A 13,987-nucleotide genomic window follows, 5' to 3' on the forward strand; every position below is an offset into this window, starting at 1 on the left:
TGGGGGCGCTTGTGATGTTTTTAAAGCTTTTTGGGTGTTTTTAAAAGTTTTTGTGTATTTTTTCCAAAAACTCCCCAAAAACTCCCCAAAACAGAATGAATTTCAGCAAGTCGGCAAAAAAGCAATGCTCATCATTTCATCGTTATGTTCAGCAGGGAATTTTACCAAAAGAGTGGGGCGGCTGATTTTATATAAAGTGGTTTTGGTGTAAAATATCAATGATTTTGATATGATGGGAGATACAATGATGATAAAGCCAAAATTATGGTGTAATTCATTGAATTTGTTGGGTTTCGCAAGCAGAGCCCAACCTACGGGCTTTGATTTTCAATGGGAAAAAAGAATTAAGAATCTACCCATATTTTCAATAATTATGAAGGTGTTTTTATGAAAAATAATTTAGGTCATATATATCAAAATTTAGCTAATAGCTTATTAATTAATATGAGTTCTGAAAGTTGGGATAAAATTATTCTAAAATCAGATATTTTGAGAGATAATGCGAGTAGTATTCGTTTTATTCTTTATGATAAAGGAAGTGAGGTTAGCCAAGAACTGACATTTGAAACAGCATTTGCTATAAATGATTTGTTAATAGAATTAAGAAATATTATGCTACACAGCACAGGTCATCGCATTTGGGGCTTGTTATTTACCCTATACCCTGATGGCAATTTTGAAATAGAGTATGATTATAATAAACCAGAAGATTACGAAGAAAGTGATGATATTATCTTAGGTGATGAAATCAATCAATCGCTGGATAAATTGGGAATAAGATAACTTGTGATTTAATTTTCATGCAAAACTCAACTTTTTGTCTAAACTAAAATGGGTTGGTTGATGTTATCAACAGCCTATTTCCAAGCATGGTAAGCCCGTAGGCTTAGGTTGCCAACAGCGTAACCCAGCATTTATAGCGCAACTCATTGAATTTGTTGGGTGTCGCAATAAGAGCTCAACCTATGGGCTAAAATAATGGAAAATTCAGCTCGTAGGTTGGGTTGAACGATAGTGAAACCCAACATTTAAATTCAGCCCTTGATTTTGTTGGGTTTCGTAAACTCAACCCAACCTTGTATCTCACCACCAAGACTAGCTATCTTGGTGATGGCATGGTAGATTATACCATCACCCTAAGTTACTTGGTAGTTTCTACCCAACCTGAGTACTTTGATGCTGTCTCGTAGATTAAACCCAAGTAGCTTTCTTATCATCGTACAATCTGAATGGTATCCAAGCGCTTGATTGATTTTCAATCATGACGCTGAATGAACAAGGCTAGATGACAATGACTTATTATGTTGGTATTGATGTTAGCAAGCACAAGCTGGATGTGGCTTGGCTTAAAGAGTTAAGTACAATGAAAGTCAAAACCAAAGTCTTTAATAATCACTTTGATGACTTTGAACACATCATTCATTGGCTTAAAACCAATCTTGGTGCAAGTGTCAGCTTTAACGACATTCATCTTATTATGGAAGCCACAGGGGTATATCACGAACCTTTGGCGTATTATTTACACGATTTAGGCTTTAAAGTCTCTATCATCAATCCTGCCTTTGTCAAACACTATGCGGACAGTTTAGGCGTAAGACAAAAGACAGATAAAAAAGACAGTATTGTCCTTGCCAGATATGGCAGAGCCACCCACCCTGATGCTTGGATTGCCCCAAGTATTGAAGCTCGTCATTTAAAGTCTTTGCTTTCTCGTCTTGATGCTCTAAATGAAGACTTACAGCGAGAAGAAAACCGCAAAGAAAAAGCAGAAGTGGCAGACACAACCCCCATTGTTAAACAATCCATTGACGAGATGATTGTGGCATTAAAATTGGCAATCAGCAAATTAAACGATGACATTGACACTCATATCAACAACCACCCCAAACTTAAAGAAGAGCAAACACTCTTACAAAGCATCAAAGGAGTGGGACAGGTGGTGTCAAGACAAATGCTTAGTTTGTTTAATACCAAACAATTTAACAATGCCAAACAAGTCTCTGCTTTTTTAGGGTTGATTCCCAAACAACAAGAATCAGGATTGTTTAAAGGCAGATCAAGACTTGCCAAAACAGGCAATGCTCAATTAAGAGCTAAGCTGTATATGGCAGCAGTCGTTGCCACCAAGTACAATCCAGACATTAAAGACCAATACGAACGCTTACAACAAAATGGCAAATGCAAAATGCAAGCTTTATGTGCTTGTATGCGTAAATTGGTGCAAATCTGCTTTGGTGTGATCAAACACCAAACTCCCTACACCCCACAAGTTAGGATAGATAATATGGCTTGACAAGGGGTGGGGAGAGATGGTATCTACGGGCTGGACCAGGAACCGAACACAATCAAATTAAGAAATATGGCGACCGAGCATTTAAATAATTGGAATATATATGAAAAATTCAGTTTATGTTCTTTATCACACAAGAGTAGATAGCTTTGGTTGTGATAACGATAAATGTTTAGGAGTGTTTTCTAGCTTGGAAGAAGTGGAAAAAGCCAAGCAGTATGCCCTAAAACAAAAAGGCTTTAAGGATTATCCAGACGGCTTTTCTGCTGTTGAATATGAAATCAACAAGCAGGAATGGTTGGAAGGTTTTGGCGATTAACAAAAAAATGCGTTACCTTGAAAATACAAGGTAACGCATTTTTTACTTCAAATCCGCCACACAATACCTATCGCCCTTACTGCTGTAATTGCATTTACTTTCAATGACTTTCATACATAACCGCTTATCGTAATTACTGGTTTGTAGGCGTTGCAGGTTTTGGGCTTTCTCAATTTTGGCGGTTAAGCACGGCAGGCTGATTAGCGACAGCGTAACCTAAGCATTATGGCGCAACTCATTGAATTTGTTGGGTTTCGCAATAAGAGCTCAACCTATGGGCTAAAATAATGGAAAATTCAGCGATGATATGGGGATAATTTGCTATAATTAAAGGCTAACCACCCACCAAAAACACTCAAATTAAGGACAATCTATGCACAAGCTTTCTTTATCCATCGCCCTGCTGCTCGGCGCTGGTTTGGTATCATCGTCGGCTTTTACCAAGCCATCGGACGGCTATGCCATCAGCACCAATAATGCTTGTAAAGTTTATTACCACCCAGATTTAACTTACCGCCAAGTCAAATGGCATGGCAACTGCAAAGACGGCTATGCGGACGGTTATGGTGTTGCCACTTGGGGTTGTCAGCAAAATACAAACTGCGGTTATGCGGTGACTGGCACTTATGTTCGGGGCAAATTACACGGACGAGCCACCGCCCAAGCCCTAGACCCACAAGCCGAAGTTCAAACCATAACCGCCGATTATCAAAACAACATCGCCACAGGCTATGAAAAAATCATCTTTGATGATGGTAATGTCTACGAGGGCGAGCCCCAAAGCCACACCAAAATCTATCGTGGCACATTTGTATGGGGACAAAACAGCGAGTGGGCAGGCGACCGTTATGAGGGCGAGATGATTGGCGGCAGGCATCATGGTTTTGGCACTTATTGGTACGCCAACGCACCCTATGCAGGCGACCGTTACGAGGGTGAGTGGAAAGACAATGAACGCACAGGCAGGGGCAAATATTTCTTTGCCAATGGCGATTATTATGAAGGAGATTTTGTTAATAACTCAATGCATGGTACAGGTGTTATGCTTTATGCTAATGGCAACCGCTACGAGGGCGAATGGCAAAATGACTATCGCCACGGTCAGGGCAAATCCTTTTATGCAGAAGGCGGCTCATATGAAGGCGGCTGGCGATACGATCTAAAACACGGCAAAGGCAAACTCAACTACACAAATGGCGAGATTTACGAGGGGGATTTTGTGGATGATGAACGCCACGGTCAGGGTAAATTCATCTATAAGGACGGAGCGGTTTATGAAGGCGATTTTTGGCAAGATGAAATGATAGCACGGTAAGTTAGGTTGAACGAATGTGAAACCCAGCATTATGGCGCAACTCATTGACTTTGCTGGGTGTCGCAAGTAGAGCCTAGCCTATGTGGGTATAAAAGGCTATAAAAAGCATATTTTGGCGGTCATATTTGCCCAAGCACTAGCCAAACGCCCAAAATACTTGTAAAATAGACGACTGTTTTATGGTTTTGTTGTGCTTGGTCTATGTCTGCTTATTTGGTATCTGCGTCTAAATCTTTGGCTCATCGTATGAAGGCTTTGCCGTATGCGCCGAGGGTTTTTGGTGTTTGTATGGTAGCGGCTGTCTTGGCTGCGTGTCAAGAGAGTGCGCCAGATGCACATCAGGCAGGCGGTGGCGCTTTATCTGAGGGAGCTGTGGCGATGGGTACCGATGAGCTGGTGGGCTGCTATGGCGTTGTACAAGATGAGCCTGCGCAGATTAAAATCAACCACACGACAGAAGGGTTTAGCATGCAGATGAGAGAGCCAAAAGGTGCTGACAGGGTGTGGGATGCCGCCGAGCCACTTCGAGTGCTAAGCATTGATGAGGGGTGGTCTTATTTTAAGGTCAATGCGCTGGATTTGAATAAAAGTGACGCTCAGCACATCATCGCTCGTACCGATGGGGTGATGGCGCTCATGCACATCAAGCCATCAGTGCAAAACATCAATCCTAGACTTGACAGTCCCTATGTGATGCACATTTTGCAAGGCTCAAATACGGTCTATCGCCTGCCGTGTGATGACTGACAGATGGGCGATGATGCCGTGTGCGCTGCGGTCTTTGCAGTTATCATCAGATTTGCCATAGGTATTTTTTGTCATAGGTACTAGGCGCATTTGCCGTGTCGGTTTTTGATGATGGCTTTTGTGCTTGGGTTTGATTGTTATTTTGTTTTTGGTTGATTGGGTGTTGTATGGGTTTGTTTGGCTATCTTGTATTGGGTGCGCTGATGTATTTGGTGGGCTTTATGACGCACCAAAAAATCCTAAAAAAGCACCGCCAAGGCAGCGAGCAGCTTACCGTGTCGCACCCTGTGCTATTGCAATGTCTGGCGGTCTGCTTTGTCATCATGCTGGCGGTGAGCGCTTTGATTGGGCGTTTTGTGCTGGGTCATACAGGCTTTGATTGGGCTTTTATTGGCGTAAACAGCTTGGTGGCGACGGTGGTGTTTTATTTTGGGGCAAACCCCGACACCACCAAGATGCGCATGCCAGATTGACAATCAAGGATAACATTGATGATGGTGACATTTGGCAAAAATGATTGACAGATGGCAAGAAGGGCTATAATATCGCAGCATGATGGAGTGTTTTAAATTGACTTCATCGATTTAAATTTACTGACTTTTTATTTAATTTTAATTTAACCTTACTTATTTTTAAATTTTGACTTTTTGGAGTGGTGTTATGTCTAACAAGCTGTTTGATTTGATCGAATCATCAGGTGCAAAGTGGGTGGATTTTCGTTTTACCGACACGCATGGCAAGGAGCTGCATTTGACCTTCCCAGCGTCATCGATTGATGAAGACACGCTAGAAGATGGCAAGATGTTTGATGGCTCGTCGGTGGCAGGCTGGAAGGGCATTGAGGCGTCGGACATGATTTTGTTGCCAGATGTGCAAACGGCGTATCTTGATCCGTTCAGCGAAGCGCCGATGGTGGTGGTGACTTGTGATGTCATCGAGCCTGATACCATGCAAGGCTACGCCAAAGACCCACGCTCTATCGCTCGCCGTGCTGAAACTTACCTAAAATCAACTGGCATTGGCGATACGGCATTGGTCGGTCCTGAGCCTGAGTTTTTCGTCTTTGATGAAGTCAAATGGGACATCGACATGTCTGGCGCTAGAAATACAGTCATCGCTGAGGCAGCGGCTTGGAGTACCAATAAAGACTACGCATGGGGCAACCTAGGTCAGCGTCCTGCGGTCAAGGGCAACTACGCTGCCATCGCCCCTGTGGATCATCATCACGACATGCGTGCGGTGATGTGCGATCGCATCGAAGAAGTGATGGGTGAGGGTCGCATCGAGGTGCATCACAACGAAGTGGCAAGCTGTCAGCTTGAAATTGGCATTTCGTTCAACACTTTGGTCAAAAAAGCGGACGAAGTTCAGCAGTTTAAATACATCGTACAAAATGTCGCCAATCAATTTGGCAAGACCGCCACTTTCATGCCAAAACCCCTAGTTGGCGACAACGGCTCTGGCATGCATGTCAATATGTCCATTTCAAAAGATGGCGTGAACACTTTCTCTGGTGATGAATACGCAGGTCTGTCGAAGACGGCATTGTATTTCATTGGCGGTATCATCAAGCATGCTCGCGCCTTGAATGCCATCACCAACCCAAGCACCAACAGCTACAAACGCCTTGTACCGCACTTTGAGGCGCCGATCAAGCTTGCTTATTCTGCGTCTAACCGCTCAGCAAGTATCCGCATCCCGCATGTCACTAGCCCTAAGGCGGTGCGTATTGAGGCTCGCTTCCCTGACCCAAGCGCCAACCCATACCTGTGTTTTGCAGCGATTTTGATGGCGGGTCTTGATGGCATTGAAAATAAAATCGAACCGGGCGAGGCGGCAGATAAGAACTTGTACGATTTGCCACCAGAAGAAGAGATGTTGATCCCAACTGTCGCTGAAAACCTAGAAGTGGCGCTCAATGCTCTGCGTGACGACCATGAATTTTTGCTCAAAGGCAATGTATTTAGCAAAGAGATGATTGACAGCTACATCGCCCTTAAAATGAAAGAAGTACATCGCATCAATGAGGCGGTACATCCCTTGGAATTTGACATGTACTATCGTGTCTAAGGTCTTGGGATTTAAAAAGCGCAGGGTGATTCTTGCGCTTTTTTATGACAATAAACTTGATTATAAAAATCTTGATGCAAAACCTGCCAATAAAAAGCGCTTGGCAAGCAGGACTTGACAGCATATAACTTGACATGATGAGAATGAAAACTGCATGAAATGGGATGAAATGACAACGCTAAAAACCGATGTGCTGATCGTCGGCGGTGGGGCGGTGGGCATGACGCTTGCCATCGGATTGGCATGCCAGAAAAAATCGGTACTACTGATTGATAAAAAGCCCAAAGCCACGCCTGCATCAAGACAGGCAAGGCTGGCAAGGCGTGATGCTCGGGTGTATGCGCTGAATTTGGCAAGTTTGGTGCTGTTACAAGAAGTGGGTGTGCAGGACTTTGCTCGCCGTGCTGATTATACAGACATGCAAGTCTGGCAGGGTGATGGGCGTGGCGAGCTTATTTTTGATAAGCCTGACCATGAAGAGATTTTGGGAAGTATGATTGAGCCCAGCGTGCTTGATGAGGCGCTGATGGTGCGGGCGGAGTCGGCAGAAATCTCGCCATTTTTGAGTGTTTGGCATGAGGCATGGCTTGATGAATATGTCGGCATGGATGTGTATGGCAGAGGTGGGCAAGGTGGCGTGCGTGTGCTGGTGCATCATGAGGGCAAAAAGACGCTCATTGATGCGGCGCTTTTGGTCGGGGCGGATGGTCGCTCATCGATGGTGCGACAGCTGATGGGCGTGGATATATCTTGGCTGGATTATCAGCAGAGCGCCATCTGCTGTGCGATTAAGACTGACAAGCCGCACGCCAATACCGCACGCCAAGCCATGCTAAACACAGGGACGCTTGCCTTGCTGCCGCTTGCTGATTTGTCGGCAGATGATGGTGGGCATTGGCAGTCGGTGGTCTGGACATTGCCCCGTGCGACCGCTAAGGCGTGCTTGGCTTTGCCGCCCAAGCAGCTTGCGCAAAAATTGGCACAGGCGAGCGGATTTGAGCTGGGGGAGGTTGGTGAGATTGAGTCGATTGCCAGTTTTGATTTGTCCGCCCAAGTCGCCAAAAGCTACACCGCACCACATGTCTTGCTGATTGGCGATGCAGCGCATGGCGTGCATCCTTTGGCAGGACAGGGGCTGAACTTGGGCTTGGCGGATGTGAGGGCTTTATTGGATTTGGCGGCGCATCGGGTGCTGTCAGACGCACAGGCAAATGCACAGCTACTCCGCCAGTATGAGCGAGCGCGGCGTGCCAACAATGCCCTGATGATGCACAGCTTTTCTTTGATCAACTATGCGTTTGCAGGCGGGATTTTTCAAAAAGAACCTTGGCGATTCATCCGCTCAGAGGCGGTGAATCTGACGGGTAAAATCCGACCGCTCATGGCGTTTTTTAACAAAAAAGCTGGCGGTTTTTAGGTGGTATTAAATGTTTGGCGGCAAAATAAGCCTTACTGAATATAAGGCTTGATCAGTGCGTCGCTGTCGGTGCGAGCGTCCAGTGCGACGAGTAGCGCATACGCCCCGATGAATTTTCGACTAATAAACATCATCTCTTTGGGCGGTAGGCTAAATTCTAGCGATGTCATACCATCTCTGGCGCACGCCATCACACGATGATAAAGCTGACTGTCCGCCCACAAATAGCGACCTGCATCGTCCAAATATCGCTGTTCAATCAACGAATGATGCGCAAACGGCTCACACGCCAACAAAAACACCGCCGCCATGTCGTCTTTGGGCTTGCCTGTCAGCCTGTCAAAAAACTCATAGCCAGTCATCGCACTTTTCATGAGCGCCTTGTCCTGATGGTATCCTGCGCTTAAAAGTCGCTTGGCGATACTCAGCAAATGCTCATCAAAGCGTCTGACCGCCCCAAAGTCTAGTAGCACCAAGCGATCCATACCGTCATCGTCCGTACGCACCAGATAATTGCCAAAATTTGGGTCGGTCTGCATTTCGCCCCATTCAAACAGCTCTTTGATGACAATTTCAATCGCTGCCTGCCCCAGTGCATTACGGCGCTCTTGGGATAGGGTGGCAAGGCTTGGGTCATTAAGCGGCACACCTGCCTCAAAGCTCATGCAAATCAAGCGGTCGGTGCTATAATTGTCATAAATGGTCGGTACAATATAGCGAGTGTCACTGGCAAGACGGCTGGCAAATCGCTTGGTGGTGTCGGCTTCGGTGCGATAATCCACTTCGGTGTGGAGCAGCTCTTTAATCTCCAAAAACCAGTCGTCCAGCGCCTTTGTCTGTGGGACGGCATTGGTGATTTTAAGCAGCTGCTTGAACATGGCAAGGTCTGAGTCGATGGCATCGGCAACATTTGGGTACTGCACCTTAAAGACCACCGTGCGACCGCTGTATTTATGTACTGCTCGATGCACCTGAGCAAGGCTTGCTGTGCCAATCGGTGTGCGCTCAATCTCAAAATCATGCACCCGCTCGCCAAGCTCGTGTTTTAGAGCGTCATAGATGATGTGCCAAGACAAAGGGGCGGTGTTGGCATCTAGTGTGTGCAGGGCGTTAATGACTTCCTTTGGCAAAAAATGCTCGCCATACAGCGCCAACATTTGCCCAATTTTCACCACCGAACCTTTTAATTTTCCAAGCTCGCTCACCAAATAATCCGCCTGTTCTTGTAATAGCGTGTGCTTGGCAGCATCCTTTTGCTCTTGGGTCATGAACAGACCGCCAACGCTGGATTTTGCCCAGTTTTTGCCGATGTTCAGTGAAGTCTTGGCGATGGATAGGCGGCGAGACAGTGGTGATGTTTTGAGTTTGTTGATTGGCTGTGTCATTGCAAATTAAACGGATATTAAATGATAAATTGACTTCATTATAGCAAAAATCGCACGCTTACGCCAATGTGTGTTTTTTCTAAGATATTTTTGGAATATTTAAATGATATAGCTACCGAATGGCAAAATTACCACAAAATCGTACGGTCTTGTAGTGTGAGTTTTACCTACCGTTTTATTTTAACTTATTGAATTTATTGGGTTTTTTTGAACTTAACCTACGCCCCGATTTGTTAAAAATTGATCAAATCAGGCATTTGTAAAACCCCGACCAACAAAAAAACTCCCTTATGATCAAGGGAGTTTTGTCTTATCATCACACAATCAGCGAGCAATCGCACGCCAGCCAATATCACGGCGGAATTGCTTGCCATCAAAATCAATCGCCTGACAGCCTTGTAGAGCCTTGCTTTGAGCGTCTTTGATGCTGTCTGCCAATGCCGTCACACACAGCACACGACCGCCATCAGTAACAATGTCATCGCCTGCTTGCTTTGTGCCTGCATGGAACACTTTGACGCCATCAAATGTCTCATCAAGCCCTGTAATCACATCGCCTTTTGAACTGCTCTCTGGATAGCCACGGCTTGCCAATACCACGCCCAAAGCGACTTTATCAGACCATTTGGCTTCGCTTGGCAATTGTCCTGCCAAACCTGCTTCAATCAAATCCACCAACGAGCTTTCAAGACGCATCATGATGGGCTGAGTCTCTGGGTCGCCAAAACGACAGTTAAACTCAATCACATACGGATCGCCTGCGTCATTGATCATCAAGCCTGCATACAAAAAGCCAGTATAAGGCGTGCCGTTTGCCTTCATGGCATCAACCACAGGGCGAATGACACGGTCAATGACCTTATCATGTACTTGCTGTGTAACGACAGGCGCAGGTGAATACGCCCCCATACCGCCAGTATTTGCCCCAGTGTCGCCTTCAAAAATGCGTTTGTGATCTTGGCTGGTCGCCATTGGCAAAATGTTGTCGCCGTCAATCATGCAGATGAATGACGCTTCTTCGCCTGCCAAAAATTCTTCAATCACCACACGACTGCCTGCATCGCCAAACTTATTGCCAGACAGCATGTCATCAATGGCACTAAAAGCTTCTTCTTCATTCATGGCGACGATCACGCCTTTACCTGCTGCCAAGCCGTCTGCCTTGATGACAATCGGCGTGCCTTTGCTGCGGACAAAGTCTTTGGCAGGCGTGATTTCGGTAAATACTTCATAAAAGGCGGTCGGAATGCCAACTTGTTTCATAAAGTCTTTGGCGAATGCCTTTGAGCCTTCAAGCTGAGCGCAGTACTGTGTCGGACCCCATGCTTTGATACCCACACGGCGTAAGTCATCAACAATGCCTGCCACCAGCGGTGCTTCAGGTCCTACCAGTACAAATGCGATGTCATTGGCTTGGCAAAATTCAATCACGGCGGTGTGATTTGCCATGTCCAAATCCACATTTTGTAATTTATCTTCGTGTGCTGTGCCTGCATTGCCCTTGGCAACAAAAACGGTGTTTACTTTGCTGTCTTTGACACACGCCCACGCCAGTGCGTGCTCACGACCGCCAGTACCCAATACAAGAATGTTCATGATGTACCCTTGAAAATATCAAACAATAAAAAATCGCTGTCTATTATAGCAGGATTTTAATAAAAACTTTAGGTAAAATTTAGGCAAAAGTGGCTTTTATTGTACGGCAATGTGATACACATCATCATCAAGACGCACCACCAAACGATCCCCTGCTACCAAACGATCCACCCCTTTTGGTGTACCTGTCATGATGACATCGCCTGCCGTCAAGCCATACAGCTCGTCCAAATACGCCACGAGTTCATCAAAGGCATACATCATCTTATCGGTCGTGTCATGCTGACGAATCTCGTCATTGACCTGCAAAAACAGCTCATAAGTCTTGTTTTTAAAAGGCTTGAATTCGCCAAGCCAGCAGGCATTTTTAAAGCCTTTTGCTTTTAGCCATGGCAAGCCTTTTTCTTTGCAAACACTTTGCACATCTCGTGCGGTCAAATCCAGCCCAACTGCCACACCAGCAATCTGCCGACCTTCGCCCATCAGTAGCACAAGCTCGGTTTCATGATGGATGTTGTCCGAAAACTTGGGCAGGGTTAAAGTATCGCCCATCACGATACTGCTGTTTGGCTTTAAAAATACCAACGGCTCGTCAGGCATGGCATTACCAAGCTCATGAATGTGCTCAACATAGCTACGACCGATGCAGTAGATGGTGTTGATTGGGTGGGGTGCGCCATTAAAAGTGATGGTGGGCATGATGATTTTCCTGATTGGCAAATTGGGGAGGTTAAGTGTTTTGAGTGGTGTGATTGTAGCAAATGCCCATCATTTCGGCAAGCTGATGCTCGGCAGACTGATGCATTGGGGTGTTGATCTGCCCTAAAAGCTGTGAGCTGATTGTGCTTATCAATCATGATGGCTTTGGCGGCAAAAGTCGCCGATCACGCTCACCAAATGTGAATAATAATAAGGCGGAAGGTCATGCCCCATGCCATCAATGAGCCGAAAAGTGGCGTCTGGAATGACTTTGGCTAAAAATTTGCCATGACTTGGGGCGATCAGTCCGTCTTTATTGCCGTGCAAGATGAGTGTGCGAGCTTTGATTTGTTTGGCGAATCGCAGTATTGAGCCTGATGCCAAGATGGCATTGAGCTGCTGGGCGACGCCTAGGGGGTGAAAACAGCGTTGGTAGCGTTTTTCGGCGATGGCTCTGGTGCCTTTGATGTCAAGGTGACCGGGGCTGCCGACCGCCGTCATGAACCAGACGCTATGACGCACCATGTCTCGCTCGGAGTGGCTCTCAGGACGGCGAATGAAAGTCATGAATTGCTTTGGATTCGGCGGTCTTAAAAACGCACGGTTGCTACTGGTAAATAGCAACACCAAATTCTTTATGTAGTTTGGATAGCGAGCAGCGACAATCTGAGCAATCATACCGCCCATGGACGCACCGACCAGATTGACTTTGCCAAGATTTAGGGTTTTGATCAGCCGTGCCACATCTTCTGCCATGTCGGTGAGCGTGTAGGCGACTGGCTCGTGGCGATTGGAGAGTCCTGCTTGCACCTTCATCATCATTTTGAGCGTGTTGAGCTTTGGCAGACCGTCAATGCGAATCTTGCTAGACAGCCCTGTATCACGATTGTCAAAACGAATGACGAAAAATCCTGCGTCCATAAAGCGTTTTAGCAGAGTGTCCGACCAAAACATCATCTGCGAGCCAAGCCCTGTGATAAAAATCATGGCAGGGTGGTCAGGATTGCCCCCCGCTTCCACGCACAGCTGTATGCCATCGCCGATGTCGATCATGGCTTGGTGCAAATGTGGCGACAAATCGGACGGTTGCCAGTCGATGTCGCCAAATTTGCGCCAAGACTCTGGCAGGGCGTGTGCGTCAAGCGGGGTGGTCATCAGATTTCTACCATCTCAAAGTCTTCTTTGGTGACGCCGCATTCAGGGCAAGTCCAGTCGTCTGGAATGTCTTCCCAGCGAGTGCCGGGAGCAAGCCCTTCTTCAGGACAGCCCAGCGCTTCATCATAAATCCAGCCGCAGACGATGCATTGATATTTTTTCATAAGTGACCTTACTAAGTTTGCCTAGTGCAATGATGTCATGCACAATGGGTGAAAATTTTTAACCCTGCTTAGTTTACAGATGTATCTATTTTTTGCAAGTAAAATTTGTAAAAAATTTGTATGTATGAGTAGGGCGGCTGTCAAATCGCTTATGATATGAAATGAACACCAATAAAAAAAGACCTTGCGATGAAGGTCTTTTTTGGCTTAAATTGCTTAATTGGTCAATTAAGCGTCTTTAAGTGCCTTGATGGCAGTGTTTAGGCGGCTCTTATGACGAGCGGCTTTATTTTTGTGAATGACGCCTTTGTCAGCCATGCGGTCGATGACTGGAACGGCTTTTTTGTAAGCTTCGGTAGCCAATTCGTATGATTTTGCTTCAATGGCTGCATTGACACGCTTGATGAAAGTACGCACCATAGAGCGTTGTGACGCCAGATGTTGACGACGCTTGGTGTTTTGACGAGCGCGTTTGCGAGCTTGTGCTGAGTTTGCCATGGTTTATCCTTGGATAAATGAGTGAATGTTAAAGGTCAAAAATGCTAAGCGTGACAATTCGGGCAGCCACCGAATCGTCATTTTTAAGTGGAAAATGGCGCATTTTATTAAGCCATGCACTTAAAAATAGACACGATGCCTAACATCATAAAGCGCCATTTTATCAAAAAAAAACAGCAGATTCAATAAAAATCAGCGCTCAAATAAAAAGTTGCTGTATTTTACGGCATTTTTATGCGCTTTGGCAAGACTTTCGCTGTGATTGCTGCCAATTTTTGTGGCTTTTGTGTTAAAATGGCACATTACTTTTATGTCAGCTTTATGTCGGCGAT

General features: G+C 45.8%; 15 protein-coding genes. 8 read left to right on the top strand and 7 right to left on the bottom strand.

Annotated features, from left to right (window positions below):
* Positions 1-387 precede the first annotated feature (387 nt).
* From LU290_RS04235 to LU290_RS04270, 8 genes are all read left to right on the top strand, one after another.
* Entirely contained in the window at positions 388-783 is a 396-nt protein-coding gene (locus LU290_RS04235; protein WP_277809302.1) for an immunity protein YezG family protein, read from the top strand.
* Between the two features lie 508 nt (positions 784-1,291).
* A complete protein-coding gene (locus tag LU290_RS04240) occupies positions 1,292-2,293 on the top strand; it encodes an IS110 family RNA-guided transposase (RefSeq protein WP_277807698.1) in 1,002 nt (333 codons plus the stop codon).
* Between the two features lie 100 nt (positions 2,294-2,393).
* Positions 2,394-2,609, top strand: a complete 216-nt coding sequence (locus tag LU290_RS04245) for a DUF7336 domain-containing protein (protein WP_277809303.1) — start codon at positions 2,394-2,396, stop codon at positions 2,607-2,609.
* 373 nt (positions 2,610-2,982) lie between these two features.
* The gene (locus LU290_RS04250) at positions 2,983-3,924 is read left to right on the top strand and encodes an MORN repeat-containing protein (protein WP_277809304.1); all 942 of its coding nucleotides are present in this window, start codon (positions 2,983-2,985) and stop codon (positions 3,922-3,924) included.
* 201 nt (positions 3,925-4,125) lie between these two features.
* Positions 4,126-4,671 carry a hypothetical protein gene (locus LU290_RS04255; protein ID WP_277809305.1) on the top strand — a complete coding sequence of 182 codons (546 nt, stop codon included), beginning with the start codon at positions 4,126-4,128 and terminating at the stop codon, positions 4,669-4,671.
* 167 nt (positions 4,672-4,838) lie between these two features.
* Positions 4,839-5,144 (top strand): hypothetical protein, encoded by a 306-nt coding sequence (locus tag LU290_RS04260; protein ID WP_277809306.1) that lies wholly within the window; start codon positions 4,839-4,841, stop codon positions 5,142-5,144.
* A gap of 187 nt (positions 5,145-5,331) precedes the next feature.
* Positions 5,332-6,741 carry a type I glutamate--ammonia ligase gene (gene glnA / locus LU290_RS04265; RefSeq protein ID WP_277809307.1) on the top strand — a complete coding sequence of 470 codons (1,410 nt, stop codon included), beginning with the start codon at positions 5,332-5,334 and terminating at the stop codon, positions 6,739-6,741.
* Positions 6,742-6,910: 169 nt separating this feature from the next.
* Positions 6,911-8,158, top strand: a complete 1,248-nt coding sequence (locus LU290_RS04270) for an FAD-dependent monooxygenase (RefSeq protein ID WP_277809308.1) — start codon at positions 6,911-6,913, stop codon at positions 8,156-8,158.
* A gap of 32 nt (positions 8,159-8,190) precedes the next feature.
* Here LU290_RS04270 and LU290_RS04275 read toward each other — a convergent pair whose 3' ends face one another.
* From LU290_RS04275 to rpsT, 7 genes are all read right to left on the bottom strand, one after another.
* Complete coding sequence (locus LU290_RS04275) at positions 8,191-9,543, bottom strand: ABC1 kinase family protein (RefSeq protein ID WP_277809309.1); 1,353 nt, start codon at positions 9,541-9,543, stop codon at positions 8,191-8,193.
* A 324-nt stretch (positions 9,544-9,867) separates the two neighbouring features.
* Complete coding sequence (purD, locus tag LU290_RS04280; RefSeq protein WP_277809310.1) at positions 9,868-11,139, bottom strand: phosphoribosylamine--glycine ligase; 1,272 nt, start codon at positions 11,137-11,139, stop codon at positions 9,868-9,870.
* A gap of 96 nt (positions 11,140-11,235) precedes the next feature.
* On the bottom strand, positions 11,236-11,838 hold the full coding sequence (locus LU290_RS04285) for a fumarylacetoacetate hydrolase family protein (protein WP_277809311.1): 603 nt from the start codon (positions 11,836-11,838) through the stop codon (positions 11,236-11,238).
* Positions 11,839-11,869: 31 nt separating this feature from the next.
* On the bottom strand, positions 11,870-11,992 hold the full coding sequence (locus tag LU290_RS04290; protein WP_277809312.1) for a hypothetical protein: 123 nt from the start codon (positions 11,990-11,992) through the stop codon (positions 11,870-11,872).
* Positions 11,989-12,993 (bottom strand): alpha/beta fold hydrolase, encoded by a 1,005-nt coding sequence (locus LU290_RS04295; RefSeq protein ID WP_277809313.1) that lies wholly within the window; start codon positions 12,991-12,993, stop codon positions 11,989-11,991. Before LU290_RS04295 ends, LU290_RS04290 begins: the two co-directional genes overlap by 4 nt.
* Positions 12,993-13,157: a rubredoxin gene (locus LU290_RS04300; protein WP_277809314.1), complete on the bottom strand. Its 165-nt coding sequence runs from the start codon at positions 13,155-13,157 to the stop codon at positions 12,993-12,995. The genes LU290_RS04295 and LU290_RS04300 overlap by 1 nt, the downstream gene beginning before the upstream one ends.
* A 228-nt stretch (positions 13,158-13,385) precedes the next feature.
* Positions 13,386-13,655 (bottom strand): 30S ribosomal protein S20, encoded by a 270-nt coding sequence (gene rpsT, locus LU290_RS04305; RefSeq protein WP_277809315.1) that lies wholly within the window; start codon positions 13,653-13,655, stop codon positions 13,386-13,388.
* Positions 13,656-13,987: the final 332 nt, after the last annotated feature.

It is taken from the genome of Moraxella nasibovis (genome assembly GCF_029581575.1).
Taxonomy (GTDB): Bacteria; Pseudomonadota; Gammaproteobacteria; order Pseudomonadales; family Moraxellaceae; genus Moraxella; species Moraxella nasibovis.

Excerpts from the sequence above, each read along its gene's own strand:
- purD (WP_277809310.1), bottom strand. The coding sequence starts at position 11,139 with ATGAACATTCTTGTATTGGGTACTGGCGGTCGTGAGCACGCACTGGCG.
- LU290_RS04255 (WP_277809305.1), top strand. The coding sequence starts at position 4,126 with ATGTCTGCTTATTTGGTATCTGCGTCTAAATCTTTGGCTCATCGTATG.
- LU290_RS04260 (WP_277809306.1), top strand. The coding sequence starts at position 4,839 with ATGGGTTTGTTTGGCTATCTTGTATTGGGTGCGCTGATGTATTTGGTG.
- LU290_RS04295 (WP_277809313.1), bottom strand. The coding sequence starts at position 12,993 with ATGACCACCCCGCTTGACGCACACGCCCTGCCAGAGTCTTGGCGCAAA.
- LU290_RS04250 (WP_277809304.1), top strand. The coding sequence starts at position 2,983 with ATGCACAAGCTTTCTTTATCCATCGCCCTGCTGCTCGGCGCTGGTTTG.
- LU290_RS04245 (WP_277809303.1), top strand. The coding sequence starts at position 2,394 with ATGAAAAATTCAGTTTATGTTCTTTATCACACAAGAGTAGATAGCTTT.
- rpsT (WP_277809315.1), bottom strand. The coding sequence starts at position 13,655 with ATGGCAAACTCAGCACAAGCTCGCAAACGCGCTCGTCAAAACACCAAG.
- LU290_RS04285 (WP_277809311.1), bottom strand. The coding sequence starts at position 11,838 with ATGCCCACCATCACTTTTAATGGCGCACCCCACCCAATCAACACCATC.
- LU290_RS04270 (WP_277809308.1), top strand. The coding sequence starts at position 6,911 with ATGACAACGCTAAAAACCGATGTGCTGATCGTCGGCGGTGGGGCGGTG.
- LU290_RS04300 (WP_277809314.1), bottom strand. The coding sequence starts at position 13,157 with ATGAAAAAATATCAATGCATCGTCTGCGGCTGGATTTATGATGAAGCG.
- LU290_RS04235 (WP_277809302.1), top strand. The coding sequence starts at position 388 with ATGAAAAATAATTTAGGTCATATATATCAAAATTTAGCTAATAGCTTA.
- LU290_RS04240 (WP_277807698.1), top strand. The coding sequence starts at position 1,292 with ATGACTTATTATGTTGGTATTGATGTTAGCAAGCACAAGCTGGATGTG.
- LU290_RS04275 (WP_277809309.1), bottom strand. The coding sequence starts at position 9,543 with ATGACACAGCCAATCAACAAACTCAAAACATCACCACTGTCTCGCCGC.
- glnA (WP_277809307.1), top strand. The coding sequence starts at position 5,332 with ATGTCTAACAAGCTGTTTGATTTGATCGAATCATCAGGTGCAAAGTGG.